General features: G+C 49.6%; 13 protein-coding genes and 2 pseudogenes. 7 read left to right on the plus strand and 8 right to left on the minus strand.

All coding sequences use genetic code 11. The features are described 5' to 3' along the window. Positions 1-4: 4 nt before the first annotated feature. The 3 genes and pseudogenes from NA624_RS02540 to NA624_RS02550 all read right to left on the minus strand — a co-directional run. Positions 5-286: pseudogene (locus NA624_RS02540) on the minus strand (RidA family protein); the annotation flags it as partial. A 118-nt stretch (positions 287-404) separates the two neighbouring features. Then, on the minus strand, positions 405-689 hold the full coding sequence (locus NA624_RS02545) for a type II toxin-antitoxin system RelE family toxin (protein ID WP_000221344.1): 285 nt from the start codon (positions 687-689) through the stop codon (positions 405-407). Beyond that, a complete protein-coding gene (locus NA624_RS02550; RefSeq protein WP_000885424.1) occupies positions 679-927 on the minus strand; it encodes a type II toxin-antitoxin system Phd/YefM family antitoxin in 249 nt (82 codons plus the stop codon). The genes NA624_RS02545 and NA624_RS02550 overlap by 11 nt, the downstream gene beginning before the upstream one ends. A 148-nt stretch (positions 928-1075) precedes the next feature. Here NA624_RS02550 and NA624_RS02555 point away from each other — a divergent pair. Together NA624_RS02555 and NA624_RS02560 are read left to right on the plus strand one after the other, a co-directional pair. Further along, positions 1076-1198, plus strand: a pseudogene (locus NA624_RS02555) (type II secretion system protein GspD); the annotation flags it as partial. A 58-nt stretch (positions 1199-1256) separates the two neighbouring features. After that, positions 1257-1628, plus strand: a complete 372-nt coding sequence (locus NA624_RS02560) for a DUF1493 family protein (RefSeq protein ID WP_000253080.1) — start codon at positions 1257-1259, stop codon at positions 1626-1628. Positions 1629-1863: 235 nt separating this feature from the next. Here the strand turns inward: NA624_RS02560 and NA624_RS02565 are convergent, their stop codons facing one another. Further along, entirely contained in the window at positions 1864-2034 is a 171-nt protein-coding gene (locus tag NA624_RS02565; protein ID WP_000415762.1) for a DUF29 family protein, read from the minus strand. A 411-nt stretch (positions 2035-2445) separates the two neighbouring features. Between NA624_RS02565 and NA624_RS02570 the strand changes: the two genes are divergently transcribed. Together NA624_RS02570 and NA624_RS02575 are read left to right on the plus strand one after the other, a co-directional pair. Continuing rightward, complete coding sequence (locus NA624_RS02570; protein ID WP_001176637.1) at positions 2446-3354, plus strand: LysR family transcriptional regulator; 909 nt, start codon at positions 2446-2448, stop codon at positions 3352-3354. 173 nt (positions 3355-3527) lie between these two features. Continuing rightward, a complete protein-coding gene (locus tag NA624_RS02575; RefSeq protein ID WP_000876807.1) occupies positions 3528-4508 on the plus strand; it encodes an NAD(P)H-dependent flavin oxidoreductase in 981 nt (326 codons plus the stop codon). Positions 4509-4760: 252 nt separating this feature from the next. Here NA624_RS02575 and NA624_RS02580 read toward each other — a convergent pair whose 3' ends face one another. Beyond that, on the minus strand, positions 4761-6227 hold the full coding sequence (locus NA624_RS02580) for a hypothetical protein (RefSeq protein WP_000987832.1): 1467 nt from the start codon (positions 6225-6227) through the stop codon (positions 4761-4763). Between the two features lie 257 nt (positions 6228-6484). Between NA624_RS02580 and NA624_RS02585 the strand changes: the two genes are divergently transcribed. The 3 genes from NA624_RS02585 (at position 6485) to NA624_RS02595 (ending at position 10308) form a co-directional block, all read left to right on the plus strand. Beyond that, the gene (locus NA624_RS02585) at positions 6485-7492 is read left to right on the plus strand and encodes a LacI family DNA-binding transcriptional regulator (protein WP_000201080.1); all 1008 of its coding nucleotides are present in this window, start codon (positions 6485-6487) and stop codon (positions 7490-7492) included. A gap of 143 nt (positions 7493-7635) precedes the next feature. Further along, the gene (nhaC, locus tag NA624_RS02590) at positions 7636-9087 is read left to right on the plus strand and encodes a Na+/H+ antiporter NhaC (protein ID WP_001276632.1); all 1452 of its coding nucleotides are present in this window, start codon (positions 7636-7638) and stop codon (positions 9085-9087) included. Positions 9088-9099: 12 nt separating this feature from the next. Beyond that, positions 9100-10308: a MalY/PatB family protein gene (locus NA624_RS02595; protein ID WP_000347157.1), complete on the plus strand. Its 1209-nt coding sequence runs from the start codon at positions 9100-9102 to the stop codon at positions 10306-10308. A 112-nt stretch (positions 10309-10420) separates the two neighbouring features. On the opposite strand, the gene glgX is transcribed toward NA624_RS02595, so the two are convergent. From glgX to treZ, 3 genes are read right to left on the minus strand one after another with little or no spacing between them, the layout of a single operon-like run. After that, a complete protein-coding gene (gene glgX / locus NA624_RS02600; protein ID WP_000210591.1) occupies positions 10421-12496 on the minus strand; it encodes a glycogen debranching protein GlgX in 2076 nt (691 codons plus the stop codon). A gap of 56 nt (positions 12497-12552) precedes the next feature. Then, positions 12553-15081, minus strand: a complete 2529-nt coding sequence (gene treY / locus NA624_RS02605; RefSeq protein WP_000613163.1) for a malto-oligosyltrehalose synthase — start codon at positions 15079-15081, stop codon at positions 12553-12555. After that, on the minus strand, positions 15078-16862 hold the full coding sequence (treZ, locus tag NA624_RS02610; RefSeq protein WP_000095560.1) for a malto-oligosyltrehalose trehalohydrolase: 1785 nt from the start codon (positions 16860-16862) through the stop codon (positions 15078-15080). Before treZ ends, treY begins: the two co-directional genes overlap by 4 nt. Positions 16863-16955 lie beyond the last annotated feature (93 nt).

Genomic DNA, 16955 nt, shown 5'->3' on the forward strand with positions numbered 1-16955 from the left:
AGCATCAGGGGATTCGGGCAATAACCTTTATTTCGAAATCAAAGCCGGCCAGCCAGGTAACGCCAACAGCGGTCCAGTTAGGATAAGGGGGATGGGCAAATATCTCCTGTTTCACCGCCATAACGTCGTTAAGTTGTTGCTCTGGATCGGTATGGAATGTGGTGACATCCACTATGTCATCGAATGTGCATCCTGCTGCAGTCAGTGTTGCTTTCAGGTTTTCAAAAGCAAGCCTCACTTGTTTTTGAAAATCAGGCTCCGGCGTGCCGTCTGTGTGACTGCCTACCATACACAACGTAGGCCATAGTTTCATATACGTGACATATGTCAAGGTGCAGTCACATAAAAGAACTGAGCCTGTTTGTCGTATCGCTTGACGGGGAAAGAGAGCATTTCCTGAGTGATTAGCTTCTGTGTTGTGTCACTTTGTAGACGGCATCATTTTCACGCTTTCCAACACCAATGACAGTTACCGTGATAATTTCATCTTCGACGCTGTACACCAGTCTGTATCCTGCACCACGCAGCTTAATTTTGTACTGATCCTTTCTTCCATGTAATTGAGAAGCCGGAACCCGAGGGTTTTCAAGCCGTTCCCTTAGCTTTTTTTTAAACTGTTCCTGTATGGTATGACCCAGTTTTTTCCACTCTTTTAGTGCTGATTCGTTAAATGCCAGCTTATAAGTCATCAATGTTGACCTCAATGACGCGTTCATTCGCACGCTCATCGATAATACGACCGAGTTCTTCATCCTCAAGAATATCCATAAGATGAGCATAAAGTGCCGGAGGCACACAGTAGAAAGCCGGTTCATTACGGTTAAGAATGGCAACTGGAGCGCCATCTCCGGCATTGAAAGTTCCCATTGGATCACGTTTCAGTTCTGTAATGCTTGCTGCAGTAGTCGTTAAAATTTGAAATGCCATAATTTACCTCCTGGTTGATGACTAAATATAGCACCTTTAATAGTACTAATAAAAGCATCCTTCACGAAGGGGATTCAGCGCCAGCCCGGTCAGTGATGCGGGCAGCTGACGGTTTTTTCAAGGCTAAGTTCAGATGTCCAGAACCTCGCTTGTGACCACTGAAACCGGCGTTAATAACTCGCCAACCCTTATCAAGCGTGATGTAACAACCGAAGTCAGCCTTGCAGATGGTGATATTATTTTACTTGGTGGCCTTGCTGAACAGTCGGATGGATTATTCTGGCCTCTGACGTGTCGCAGGCAGGGATTACAACCGTATTGCCAGAGATATGGTAAGTGATGCTCTTGAACAGCGGATTTATGAACTGGTAAGAAGCCATGATGGAATTTACCTCTTTAAGAAAAAAGAACTGACACCGTCAACAGATTTGGATTCAGATTTACGGTTAGAAGATGATGAAGCACTGGCATTGATGGATGATTTTTTTACGACATTCAATGTAGATAAAGGGAATTTCTCGATCACAACATACTATCCGCCAGAACCACCGCTAAAGCATTTGCTTAATCCGTTTCGCAAAAACGATATTCCTCAGGTGCCGGAGTTCACGATAGGTATGCTCATTGCGTCTGCCAGGTCTGGTCGCTGGTTGTATACTGATTCACGCTGGGGGACTGCTTTTCGCCCTCTGCCATTCTAATGCGCATAATGTATATTATGTTAAATGCACCAGAACATTTAAAAGACATGTTAAGGCGGCTGGATTCGTGCATGTCAAAAAACTTCTGGCCCATAAGTTTGATCCCTTCCCTGCCGTGACGCTGAGCGAATTCTGTTGATTTGCACCCGCTATTCCTGCACACGATTTCACGCAGCACACGCCGCTCAGGCATAAAAAAACCGGCTATTGTGTTCGGTTCGTCATTGTCAGTGTGTCAGTCCAGGATGAAATCGTCGCGCAGCGTATCAGCGAGCGCCCACGGCATTTCAGACGTAAAACTCTTTTCATCAAGGCCTGTTTCACGCGCTGCAGATAACACGGCATCGCCGTAGGACTCAACAGCCATTTCCGACAGTTCCCGTTTTAATGACGGGCTTTTTTCCATGCGCTGACATGGGCTAAAAAATCAATGGGAACCTCATTTCATGAGGTTTGATTATTCACTGTCTGCCAATATCTTGCATTCACACTCGCCACCTACACCGGCGGCGGTCAAACATAATCGGTTCGTATATTAACGTCGCGCCTGGCATGACCTGCACATGCGTAACCGTATCGCCTGGCCTGTTTGTTTTTGTATACGACGCCGCCGAACATCCAAAAAGGTTGCGAAGAATTGGTAGCGATTTTACAAATGACATGTCTTACCTCAACCACCCGGTAAAAGTCATATATCGATAGCAGTATGTTACTCCAGATAAAACAATCAGCTCAGAAAGGGATATGTTCCAGCAGACAGGAATGTTATAAGGAGCTTCCCCCTTCGACACAAATAATGGTTGAGGACTAAGAACAGATGCAGCTGAATATGCTGGAAGCCATGAATATTTATGTCAATGTGGTAGAGCAAGGGAGCTTTATCCGCGCGGCGGAGGTGCTTGAACTGCACCGCCCTGCTGTTACCCGCGCCGTTCAGAATCTGGAACATGATCTGGGCGTTAAGCTCCTGCATCGTACAACACGACAGGTCAGTATGACGGATGAAGGGGAAGAGTTTTACCAGCGTTGCCTGTCGCTCTTAAGTGAGCTGGACGACGTCCGGCGATTATTTTCCCGCACGCAACCGCCGAAAGGTCGCCTGCGCCTTGACGTCCCTATTACACTCGCCCGGGCAGTCATCATTCCGGCTCTTGGAGATTTTCAGAACCGATACCCGGATATTGAGATTGTACTTGGTACGTCCGATCGCAAGATTGATTTGATTGCCGAGCGTGTGGACTGCGTCATCCGACTTGGTGAGCTTAATGACTCCAGTTTTGTTGCCAGACGTCTGGGAACGGCAGCCATGGTGACCTGTGCTGCGCCATCTTATCTTGCGAAGCATGGCACGCCGCACTCTATCGATGAGCTGATGACGTCCCACCGGGCTGTAAATTTTTTCAGTAATCACAGCCTGCAGATAATGGAGTGGAAATTCACGGTTGATGGCAGTATTGCGTCAATAAAAGTTCCCTCCAGCATCCTGGTAGACAATTCAGAAGCGTTTCTTTCATGTGGGCTGGCGGGGTTGGGGATTCTACACGGATTGCGTCCGTCGCTTGCACCCTTTATTGCCAGTGGAGAGCTGACAGAGATCCTCACTGATTTCCCGCCCCCGCCAAAACCGGTTTCACTGCTTTACCCGGATCGTCGGTATCTGGCACCTAAAGTTCGTGTATTCATCGACTGGCTGTGCGAGGTTTTTGGTCCGGATGCACATCTCTGATAACGCTCTTTCGTGCATATCCGACCTGGCTATTGTTACTTTATCAGTAATTCTGTTTTAAAGATTGGATAGTTTTTCGTAACAATAAAGAGGCTTAAGATCTTCTTCAGATTAATTAACTACCACAGTCGCCTAAAAGGCTGGCTGAAAATTTGTTCGAAGGAGATCACGTCATGAAGTACAACCGTATCTGCCAGATTCTGGGTATCGAAAAACCTGTTATACAAGGCCCATTGTCCTGGCTTACCGATGCAAGACTGGTTGCAGCCGTAAGCAACGCCGGTGGTTTGGGTGTGCTTGGCCCAAATGCGGGCTTAACAGCGGAAACTGCTGTATCAACGCCTGAAGAAACAGCAGAAAAAATGCGTGAAGAAATTCGTAAAACCAAAAAACTTACCGAAAAACCATTCGGGGTGAACCTTATTCCAACCCCTGAAAACGACATCTGGACTCCGCCTATCCTACAGGTAATAAAGGAAGAGGGAGTAAAAGCTGTTGTTTATACCGGTTACGGAGAAGGAGCTATTATCACTTCGCTGTTTAATGAACTAAAAGCGTCGGGTATTGCAATTATTTACCGCGATATTAATCCGACACCTGAAAATACACGTTTAGCGGAAAAAGCCGGCGCCGACATTATTGTTGCAACAGGTTTTGATGAAGGTGGCACATTGCCTGGCACCGCTCTTGGCACCTTTTCGATCGTGCCGCTGATTGCGGACTCGGTGAAGAGTGTTCCCGTCATGGCTGCAGGCGGGATTACCGATAGCCGTACCGCCCGTGCTGCCCATGCGCTGGGAGCAGAGGGTGTCTTTGCTGGTTCGGTGTTTATTGGGACAGAAGAAAGTCGTGTACCACAGTCAGTAAAGGATAAAATCATTAATGCTAACGGCCTGGATTTGCTGCTTTTCCGTACCCTGCCAGATTACTACCGCTCACTTCCTGGCAAGCTGGCTGACAAGCTCGTGTCGATGGATAAAGCTGGTGCAAGCAATGAAGAACTGGCCCAGACGATGGGAGGTTTACGCGGGTTGCGTATCGGCATGCTGGAAGGTAATACAGATGAAGGATACATTGCGCTGGGCACGGGCATTGGAAATATCCGCAGCATCAAGAGCGTAGCTGAGGTCGTGAACGAGCTGGCCATTTGTTAAGGGCAGAACACTGCAAAAATAATCGAACTTTGCGAAACGGCCTGGCGCGCAGCGGCCCTCTGACACAAGATGTGGTAGTGTTTTCAGACATTGAAACGCCATAGGCTGTATTCCTCCCCTACCCTGTGACTACCGGCTCACCACCGGACAAGCCGCTGTGCTTATCAGCAAAGCCGAAATGATTGTTTGAGTAACTTTACGACAATTGCTTCAAAAACTGACTTCCGCTACCAGACGGTATACACAGTATGACTATTTCTTTTTATATGCCCCATACAAAAGCGATACGGGTGTTTTTTCTAATATCTGGATTTCATTTTTATGTGCTTTATGTTCACTAAAAATATCTGCCAGACTTTTACCTCCAAAGGCCAGGCCAATTCCCGTTGCTGCTGCTGAAAGTAATGTCAATTGCGGCATGGCAAGTGAAGCTATACCTAACGTGGCTGTTCCTGCAAAAATTAATCCAGATGAGATCTTTTTTTTCTTTGAATTCTTAATGGCTGATTCATGCGACTTTCCATACTCTTCGACCACATTGATTAAATGTTTTGAAAAATTATTTGCCGCATCTTGCATTTGATCTGGTGTTTTTCCTTGCAAGTCATGCCTCGAGATTCTTAGTTCATGCCTTAAGGATTCCAGTTGACCTCTTTCTCTAATCTTTTTTAATTCCAGATCGGAAAGCGCAGTAAGGAATTTTACTTCCGCGGCTGAAAGGCCCATTGTAATCGCTTGCTCTTCAGAAGAAAGAGGATTTAATTTACCATAATCCTTGACCAACTGCTCCGTAGTCCATTCATGTAAAAACATATGGTTACTATAAATAACTGGATCAATGCCTAATAGTGTTGCCGATAATTGAGTTGATCGCTGTGCATAAATTGCACCTTCAACCTTACCCAGTAAGGTTCCTATAGCTGACGGCAGATCGTAATCCAGAAGATCTACCTCTCTTGTTGTAAAACTCTTTAAATCTGTATCGTAAACCCAGACTTCTTTTTCGATGTTATTGAAATTATTAAGCAATGTTTTTAATAATTCTTTATTTATTAGGATCTTCTGGAATGTTTCTTCATTTCTCCCAAAGTGCTCAAGAAACGCTAAATAAGTAGCGTAATCCATTTTTCTATCTTTAAAAAAGAGCTGACTTAGAAAAGCGGCAGATTGTTCATGATTGCGTTCTTTATCAAAATCTAGTAATTCAGGAACGATTAGAAAAATTGGATAATCATCATCAATAGTCATAAATGGGATGGCGCGAAATAGATTGGAAACATGTTCAAGTAATACCAACCTGCGCATGCGGACATAACTATTATCTGGTGGCAATGACAAAAATGAATGCAGAGAGCTAAGAGAAGGAAAATGTAATGGATCAACCATTATGATGCTATCAAAATAAATTCCCAGAGATCTAAGGTGATTAGATATGTTATAACCAAACCGTTGAATCGGAAGTAATAATCGATAACTTTTAGACGCCCGCACTTCTGTTATAAGCGCCGCAGCGTGAGTATCCCAAAATTTATTTAGCAACACCATTAGGTTTGTAAGTTGATTATCTAACTCGGGAGAGCTAATTAGCTCTTTCAGGATGAATCTACGTAATTCTTTCAGTTCTAAATTTCTAAATGCATATTTATATTTTTCAGAAAAAGCGTTTTCCATCAATAAAACATATTCATTCTGTATGCTTTTTGTAATACTACTCATCATCTATCTCCGAACCACCACGCAACGATTTCCCAGTGTAGTGGTTCTTATCATGTGTATATTGTTAGTCATGTTATCGTAGAAAATTCAGTGGTCAATAACTCATTGAGGTAGCTACTAAAATTTGCAGTTACCAGGATTTAGGATGATTTTAAAAATGTTTATAAATTCAGGCTGCGCCGCAGCGATTGCACTGATTTCCACGTAACATGATAATCAATGGCTTTGATACCCTTTAAACGAACAAATATGAGCTTAACATGGCGACAATAAAGGATGTTGCATCCATGGCCGGTGTATCAACCGCGACTGTATCACGCGTCATTAACCAGACCGCGTGGGTTGAACCCGTCACGCGCGAACGTGTAGAGAAAGCCATGCGCGATCTCAATTATCGCCGGAATGCCGCCGCTATCGCGCTGGCGAAACGTAGCGGCGATATGCTCGGATTGTTAACCGGCAATCTGGCCGATCCTTTTTTTGCCCGCCTTGCTCGCGGCGTAGAAGATGTTTCTCGTAAGCAGCAGTATCGCTTGATGGTATGTAGCGGCGGCCACGACGAAGAAATGGAAAAAGCGGGACTGGATTTTCTGGTTAATCAAGGCTGTGAGGCTATTGTTGTACACGCCAGCCGATTACCGGATAAAGAGCTGCTGCGCTACGCAGCCCATTTTCCAGCGCTGGTTGTTGTTAATCGTTATATCGCCGGTATGGCCAACCGGTGTATCTGGCTGGAAAATCGCAGCGCCGCCAGGGAAGCGACCCGATATCTCCTGGCGAACGGGCATCGGCGCATTGCCTGTGTGACATCTGACTTGCCAATTATTGATCGTCAGGAACGCCTTGATGGTTACCGTGAGGCGCTGGAAGAATATGGTATTTCTCCAGACCCTCGCTGGGTGATTAGCGTTCCGTTTAACGAAGAAGGCGGCGAGCGGGCCGCGCATCAACTTATCAATAGCGGGCTTCCCCTTACGGCAGCGGTCACGTTTAACGATGTGATGGCCGCTGGCATTATGCGTATTCTTCATCAACGCGGCGTTCAGCTTCCGCAACAGCTCTCTATTGTCGGCTTTGATGATGTGGTGCTGGCCCGGTATCTTTATCCGGCGTTAACAACAATGCATTATCCGGTCGAACAAATGGCGCGTTGTGCCGCGCAACTGGCGATACAGTTATACCAGGGCATTACGCCGCCGCCCAGCAGCAATCATTTCAATGCCGAACTGGTGATCCGCGATTCTGTCGCGCCCTATTTTTCACGATGAATGCGTCGTCAACAGTAAAAACTGTGATGACTATCAAATTTACCCTTCTCATGTAATCGGTTACATGGACGAAAGTAATGGATCACAGTAGTGAGAAGCGTATCCCCCTACCCTTGAGCTACCTTACTGACCGGAGCTCCATTATGAGTGCATCACAAAACAAGAAGAAAACGCTGTCATTGGGTTTAGCGCTAATCCCAGTCATCTCCATGTTGTTATTGTTGATTATCGGTTACGGCATCATGGGGCTACGTATCGAACCGCTCCTTCTGTGCTCTGCGGCGGTAGCGGCAGGCATTGCATGGTGGCAAGGATACTGTTGGGAAGACATCATCAACTCAGTGGTGGATAAGCTGGCTAAAGCAATGCCGGTTATCATGATCCTGATCTGCGTGGGCGGTTTGATTGGCACCTGGATGTTTAGTGGCACCATTCCCTACATGGTGTACTGGGGGCTAAAACTCATAAGCCCGGAATATATTTTGATTGCAGCCTTCTTTTTAACCAGCGTGGTCTCCGTCTGTACCGGTACATCGTGGGGGTCCGCCGGGACGGTTGGCGTTGCGTTAATGGGGGTTGCCGCCGGGCTGGACGTGTCTCTTGCAGCAGCAGCTGGCGCCGTCGTTTCTGGCGCTTATTTCGGCGACAAAATCTCACCCTTGTCCGACTCGACTAACTTTGCCGCGATTGTCGCAGATACTACTCTGTTTGAGCATATTCAGCATTTACTTTGGACGACCCTGCCAAGTTTCCTGCTTGCCGCCGTGGTTTATCTTATCGCCGGACACAGTAATATGCTGGGCGAGGTGGCCACGCCGCAGCGCGTTACGGACATCATCCACTCGCTGGAGTCGCTATACCATTTTAATATTGTTCTTATTTTGCCGCCGGTGATCGTACTGTGGGGCGCAATTCGCAAGAAGCCTGTCATCCCATTAATGTTAAGCGCCTGCGTACTTGCCTTGTTCCTCGGCGTCATCATGCAGGGACTGAGCATCAAACAGGGACTGGACGCTTTCATTGATGGATTTGATATCGCCATGTTCCCACAAGGCGCAGAAGGTGTCGTGGCCGATGTTCCGCGCCTGCTAAACCGGGGCGGAATGTTCTCGATGATGGGAACAATACTGTTAGTTTTCTGCGCTTTTTCATTTGCCGGAGCGCTAACGTTAACCGGCGCGTTAACGATCATCATTAACCGACTGCTGACCATTATTCATAGCGTTGGTCAACTCATTGCCGCCACTATCGGCACCACAATTTTGGTCACAGGAGCGACCAGCGACGGTAAACTGGCATTGTTAGTTCCCGCCGAACTGTTTAAAGATGCCTATCGTCGTATGGGGCTGGATACTAAAAACCTTTCACGGACGATAGAAGATGCCGGTACCGTTATCGAACCTCTCCTGCCGTGGACTTCGGCTGGCGTCTACATGGCAACCACGCTGGGCGTTAGCACGCTTGATCTTCTGCCCTGGGCTATCCAGTGCTATGCGGCGATCTTCTTCGCATTAATTTATGGTTTTAGCGGAATTGGTATTGCCAGAACTGCCTCCGCTTCAGAAAAGTCGCCGCAAACGTCAGTGACGAAATAATAAGGAAACAAGATGGATTTTAACCAGATTATCAATCGCAACAATACTGGTTCGGTAAAGTGGGATTTTATTGAGCGTCACTTTGGCGATGGCGCAGGGAAACTGCTGCCGATGTGGGTTTCTGATTTCGATTTTGCCTGCCCGCCTGAGGTTCAGGCGGCATTGCATCAGCGAATCGAGCACGGCGTATTTGGCTATAGTGAACGTGATGAGGCCTATTTTAACGCCCTGCTTCACTGGTTTTCGTCACGCCACCAGCTCACGTTAAAACAGGAATGGGTATGCAGCGTGGAAGGCGTCGTACCAGGGTTGGCGCTCTTAGTGCAAATGTTGACGCATCCAGGCGACGGCGTAGTGGTACAGGGACCATACTATGGCTCCTTCGCCAAAATAATCACGCTTAATGGTAGAAAACTGCTGGAGAATCCCCTTAGCGAGTCGCCGGACGATGGCTACCAGATGGATTTTTGCCAACTGGAAAGGCTGTTTCGCCATGAGCGCCCTCCGCTGATGATTTTGTGTAATCCACATAATCCAACCGGGCGTTGCTGGTCGGCCAACGAGCTGGAGCAACTGCTTTTATTATGTGAAGCTTATGATGTCACTCTCATCTCGGATGAAATATGGGCCGATCTATTGCTGCCCGGCGAAACCTTTACCTCGGTACTGCATTTAGGGGAGCGCTGGCATAAACGGGTCATCTCCGCCACTGCGGCCAGCAAAACATTTGGCTTATCGTCGTTGCGAATTTCTAATTTTCTCATTCCCGATCCTACGCTTCGCCAGCGTTTTCTGTCTCGTCTGGACGCTCATGGGCTGGACGTCTTTAACGCCCTCTCCGTTCAGGCGGCGACTACCGCATGGAATGAAAGCAGACAGTGGCTGGATTCGCTACTGGATTACCTGGCGGAAAACCGCCGCTGGTTTGTTGAACAGGCGACAGAGCACCTTCCCTGGGCAAGAATTGTCCCGGCGCAGGGAACCTATTTATTATGGATGGATTGTAAAAAACTGGGACTGGATGACGAACAGCTAAAATGGGTAATGGCGGATGTCGCGGGTATTGCTCCTTCAATGGGCAGCGGCTTTGGCCCGGCGGGCAGCGGATTTATCCGTTTAAATCTGGGATGTCCACGTACCTACCTTGAAATGGCAATAGACGGCCTGAAGCGAATATCGGTGAAGACAATCAAAGGAATACCAACACCAACAGGCGGATGAATTTTTCGGGCGGTAAACTGACACCGGTGTTATTTCTGCGGCATGATATCGCCTGAGCGCCAGTAAAAAACCGGCCATCAAGGCCGGTTGGGTCCGGAGCGCGGTTTTACTATCAGGGGCGTCTGAATAACACGATACTGCGCCCGGCCAGATCGAAATCCATTTCTTCGGTAATCCGCATTCCCTGCTGCGCGTTATCGGCAGTCGTCAGTTCAAGTACCCAGCCGCTTTCTCCCCACATCGGAATACGGAACGGTACGCTGCCTTCAAACGGATTGAAAAGCAGTAAGGCGTCGTGCCAGATCCCCGCTTCCGGCTGAAGATCGGGTCGACTAATACATACGCCTATCGTCGATCCCTCATCCCATTGTTCGGATTGCTGCGCCCCTCCGCCGGCGTTAAACCAGCGGATCTCCAGACCGTCACGCCAGCTCTCCCGGCGCAGCAACGGTTGCGTGGCGCGCAGTTGAATCAGATGACGGGTAAACTCCCGTAGCGCATTGGCGGTTTCCGGCAAATTATCCCAGTGGACCCACGATATTTCACTGTCCTGACAGTAGCCATTGTTATTGCCCATCTGACTGCGGCCAAACTCATCGCCCGCTAATAACATCGGCGTGCCGTGCGAGAAAAGCAAGGTGGTCAGGAAATTACGTTTCTGTTGCTCGCGTATCGCATTGATGCCTTCGTCGTCGGTTGGCCCTTCTGCGCCATAGTTACAGGAGCGGTTATCATTATGCCCGTCATTATTATCTTCGCCATTGGCTTCATTATGTTTGTCGTTATAAGACACCAGATCGTTCAGCGTGAAGCCGTCATGGGCAGTAATAAAGTTAACGCTTGACCAGGGGCGACGGCCGCGCAAATCATAGAGATCGCCGGAACCCAGCAGGCGTGCAGCGAAATCATTTGTGACGTTGTCACCTTTCCAGTATTCGCGCACCGTATCGCGGTATTTATCATTCCATTCGCCCCACCCTGGTGGAAAACCGCCAACCTGATAGCCGCCCGGTCCGATATCCCAGGGTTCGCCAATCAGTTTCAGTTTTGCCAGCACCGGGTCTTGCGTTACCGCATCAAAAAAGCCGCCTCTCTGATCAAAGCCTTCCGGCTCACGACCAAGAATGGTGCCCAAATCAAAACGGAAGCCGTCGACATGCATTGACTCCGCCCAATAGCGAAGCGAATCCATCACCATTTGCAGTACCCGTGGATGAGAGGTATTGACGGTATTACCTGTCCCTGTATCGTTAATGTAATAGCGATGCTGATCGGGCATGGTGCGATAGTAAGAGAAGTTATCGATACCTTTAAATGACAGCGTGGGACCAAGCTCATTCCCTTCTGCCGTATGGTTATAGACCACATCCAGTATCACTTCGATGCCGGCATCATGGAAAGCGCGCACCATATCGCGGAATCCCTGAATACCTTTTGGACCATAGTAGCGCGTCGCCGGTGCAAAAAAGCCCAGCGAGTTGTATCCCCAGAAATTTTTCAGTCCTTTATCGAGCAGATGCTGATCGTCCGGGAACCAGTGAACGGGTAAAAGCTCGACGGAGGTAATCCCCAGACTTTTAATGTAATCCACGCTGGCTTTATGCCCCATGCCCTCAAACGTACCGCGTAGAGGCTCAGGGATCGCGGAATTAAGCTGGGTAAAGCCTTTTACATGCGTTTCATAAATAATGGCGTTCGACCACGGTATGGAAGGCCGTTGTCTATCCTCCCAGTTAGCCTCAGCCGGATCAATCACCCGGCATTTAGGCGTAAATGGCGCGCTATCCTGGTCATCAAAGGTCAAATCTTTATCGTCATGAAGTAATTGATACGCGAAATGCGCATCGTTCCACTGAATATCGCCCACCAGCTCACGGGCATAAGGGTCAATAAGCAGCTTGTTGGGGTTAAAGCGATGACCATTTTCCGGGTCATAAGGACCGTAAACGCGGTACCCATACAGCGCGCCGGGCTGCAACTTCGGGACATAGCCGTGCCATATTTCGTCGGTATACTCCGGTAACTCCAGACGAGCGATTTCATGCTCCCCGCTCGGATCGTAAAGACAAAGCTCGACGCGTTCCGCATGGGCGGAAAAAATAGCGAAATTCACGCCTTCGCCGTCATAATTCGCGCCAAGCGTATGGCTGTATCCTGATCTGATTTCAAAAGCCCTGTTTGTTGTCATTCTCTTTCTCCACCCACGGTAAACGTTGTCCTGTCACGGCACATCAACACATAAACTCAGTCGCTCATTAAAACCAGTACGCCGCCCTGATGTGAGGCCAACGACAGGTGTTCACCAGGCATTAACCTCTCCTGGGTAAGCACATTGCGATAACGATGCTGATTAAGCTGTCCGGGTATAATAATGTCGGTTCCTGACCAGAAACCGCTATGCGATTGTGACAATAAGCCGTCACATTCGGCGAACACCAGTCGGGGCGCAACAACAATCAGCGCATCATCATGATTGACTCTGGCGTAAGCGATGACCTTGTCGGCACGCTGACCAACAGCCCGCAGCGGTATATAGTCGCCAAAACGGAAGAGCTCATGATTCTGCTGACGCAGACGCAGTAATGCGGCTGTGACATACTGATTCACCTGCCCGTTCAGCCAACTCTCTTCGCGCGAGAAAACTCCCGGCGTTAGTTGGTCTAACTGCTGCGCCAGCGTGGCGAAATCCGGTTCGCGGCGGTTGTCGGGATCGACAAGACTAAAATTTAACGCCTCGCTCCCCTGATAGATATCAGGTACCCCCGGCGCGGTTAATTTGATAACGGTCTGCGTCAGGCTGTTAACCAGCCCTGCGCGGATGAAGGGTTGCAAGGAACGATAAAAATCCTGCAAAAATGTCTGATTATCCGGCGCCAGTAAATAACGGGCGTAATCAAGCATTGCCGTTTCGTAAGCCTCATTACTGTCCACCCAATCGGTACGTAGCTTCGCTTCGCGTAGCGCTTTCTCCACAAAGGCTTCAAAGCGTATTTTCAGCGCGTTTAAACCTGTTTCGTCCTGTGGTTGTAGCATCGGGGGCCAGACGCCGGTCAGCGCCTGATATAACATCCACGTATCCGCCGATTTTGGCGCAGTGCCATCATTCAAAAATTTGACATGGGTCTGGTTCATCTGCCGCCAGCGGGCAAGGCATTCGCTCCACTGTTCCGGCGCTTCGGTAAGCGTATACAGCCGTGCTCGCGCATCCTCGCCTCGCTTGGTATCGTGGGTCGACGTACCGGATAACGCATCAGGCTGTCGCGCCTGTCGGGTTTTCATCTCATGGTGAAAGCGTTCAATGGAGAAGTGATGCGTGACGGGCTCGGCGCCGACTTCATTTAACGCCAGTCCCATGTTTTGACGAAAGAAAAGCGTATCCTCTACCGATTTCGCCATCAGCGGACCGGTGAGTTGTTGGAACCGAATGCGAAACTGTGTCGCCTCCTCCAGGCTGGAGGTGGGAACATCGCCGGTAAGAAGGCGGCTCAGAAATGTAAGCGCTTCTGGCTGCGGAGGGTTTTCAAGCGTCTTTACCCGTTCCACAATACGGTGTAACAGGCAAATATCGGTCGGCGGTAGCCCTTCTGCCGTGCCGTAAGTGCGATATACGGGAAAGGCAATTAATAACTCGCGTAACGCCTGCCGAACGACGCTCTCTTCCTGTGCGATCTGTAGCTCGCTGGCAATCGACAGCGCAAGCGCGAGCAGCCGGGTAAATTCCCCCTCGAAATTGCGATCGACCATCAGCAATTTAGCTGCCCGTAATTCCGCCCGCATATCCACTGGCGCGCCTGTTACGGTCTCGTAAGCCTGGCGCAGATTGTCTATCTTCTCATCGTCAACCAGCACCTCCGCCAGCGAGGCGATGAATTCATAGCCTGTGGTGCCGGAAACCGGCCAGTCATCAGGAAGTTGCTCGCCTTTAGCGAGAATTTTTTCCACGGTGATATAGCACGCCGGCCCCACTTCCTGACGTAAACGCGCAAGATAGGCTTTCGGATCGACAAGGCCGTCGATATGATCGATACGTAAACCGTCAACCGCCCCCGTTCTGACCAGCTCCAGAATCAGCCGATGTGTATCGTCGAAGACGGTTTTATCTTCCACCCGCATTCCTACCAGCCCTGTGACCTCAAAGAAACGCCGATATGAAAGCGAGCGAGCAGCATCGCGCCAGGACATTAATTTCCACGGCTGGCGCTCATGCAAATCAGCAATAGCGGCTTTATCGGTAAGCGCCAGTATTTCGGCCTCGCGCCCCTGCCACGTCGCCGGCGCAAGCGGATAATAGTTATCATAATAGGCGAACGTGGGGTTACCCGTAGCGGGATCGGGCTTGATCGCAATTTCTCCGTTTTCCAGCACGGCGTCAAACGTGTCGCCTAAAAAAGGCAGCGTCAGTCGGCGCGACCAGTCAATATCGAAATGGCGCGCGTAACGGCTCTCCTTGCCATATTCAAGCACGTCGCGCCACCAGGCGTTTTCCAGCGAGCTGGCCATGTGATTAGGCACAATATCGATGATCAATCCCAGACCTTGCGCTTTAAGTTCGGCCACCAGTCTTTCAAATCCTTCGCGCCCGCCAATAGAAGGCTCAATCTCATTCGCATCGGTGACATCATAACCATGCGTTGACGCTTTGGTGGCGGTAAAGATGGGTGAGGCATAAAGATGGCTGATACCCAGATTTTTAAGATAAGGCACCAGCGCCGCAGCGCGATCGAAGGTCATGCCATTGCGAAACTGAAGGCGATACGTTGCAGTTGGGATCATGATGCAGACTCTCCCTGGGCTAAGCGGACAATAAGAGAATGTTGGGAAAGCGACCCGGTGGATTCATTCGGCCAGGCGAAGAGAGTCTTACCCGGTAAATCGGGCAGTAATACCGTCGTGGCGCTAATATTCAGCGCCAGTGACAGTGTTCCTCCCGGAAAACGCCAGCTAACGGCAATAAACCCGGGCGCGGTTTGCAATACCGTTCCTGAGCTCTCACGGGCAGCGGACAACAGCGGTACGATATGCTTCTGGCGCAAAAGCAGTAGTTCGCGGGTAAACGCCAGCCACGCTTTACCCTCTTCACTGTGCTGTTGCTTCCAGTTAAGTTTTGAGCGTTGAAAGGTCTCTGGCGCATTCGGGTCCGGAACATTTTCCCCTGCATGATCGGCAAACTCTTTTGCGCGACCTTCACGAACGGCGCGGGCTAAATCCCCATGGAAATCGGTAAAAAAAAGAAAAGGACGGCTTTCGCCATACTCTTCGCCCATAAAAAGCAGCGGAATATGCGGTGAAAGCAGCAACGTGGCGAGCAATACTTTTGTTCGTTCAGCACCTGCCAGGGTTATCAGTCTGTCGCCCTGGGCGCGGTTACCGACTTGATCGTGATTCTGAATAAAATCCACAAAGGCGACCGGGGGTTGTCCGGTACTTTTTACGCCGCGAGGTTCGCCGGTTTGTGGTGAAATTTCTCCCTGATAAGCGAATCCTTCGGCCAGCGCTCTTGCGAGGTGTTTTTCCGGGGCATCAGCAAAATCGTTGTAGTAGGCCTGGGTCTCTCCGGTCGCAAAAACGTGGACGGCATTATGAAAATCGTCATTCCATTCGGCGGTAAACAGCGGCGCATTGCCACCCTGATCACGGGGATGCAGAGAAATAATATTGCGGCTATCTTCGGTAGTCAGATGAATGGGTCTGTCGGTAATGTCTTCCCGAATACGTTGTGCGATTTCAACCAGCACATGCTTTGCGCTACTGTCTTCAATCTGATCGATAGCGTCAAAGCGTAAGCCGTCGAGATGGTATTCTGTCAGCCAGTATAACGGCGCCTCGATGATATAGCGCCGCACGGCGTCGACATCATAGGCGATACCATTTCCCCACGGCGTCATGCGCTCTTTGTGGAAAAACGCCGGTGCCAATAGCGGTAAATAATTTCCCTCCGGGCCGAAATGGTTCAGCACAATATCCAGGACGACGGAAAGACCATACCCATGCGCGGCGTCAATAAACGCTTTGAAATCATCCGGCGTCCCATAGGCTGAATGCGGCGCGTAAAGCAGTACGCCGTCATAGCCCCAGCCGCGTTCGCCGCCAAATTGCGCAACGGGCATCACTTCAATAACGGTAACGCCGAGTTCAGCGAGATAAGGCAGCTTCGCTATTGCGGCGCGGAAGGTGCCTTCCGGAGTGAACGTGCCTGTATGCATCTCGTACACCACGGCCTGCTCCCAACGGCTACCTTTCCACCCGGTGTTGCGCCACGCGTAGCTGCCTGGATCAACCACATATGACGGACCGTTGACGTCAGTTTTTTGGGCGCGGGAAGCCGGATCGGGGACCACCATGCCATCGCTGAGTACAAAATTATACTCCGTACCTGGCGTCACCCCGGAGACGTCCAGCGTAAACCAGCCGTCACCGCTCGCCTGCATTTCCTGGTCTTTACCCGCAAGCCTGAGCATAACCTTTTGCTGACCGGTGGCCCAAAGACGAAAGCGGACAACATCAGCGGCGATATATTCAGCCCCCCAGCTTTTGCAAAAAATTTTTGAACTCATTTATCGCTCCGTTTAACCCATAACCTCTACAGCATCCGAAGAACAAGCATAGACTATGGGGCTAATCTTTACGTGACACTGTCACTTAACAGG

This window comes from Salmonella sp. NW38, from assembly GCF_051807745.1.
GTDB classification, from domain to species: Bacteria; Pseudomonadota; Gammaproteobacteria; order Enterobacterales; family Enterobacteriaceae; genus Salmonella; species Salmonella enterica.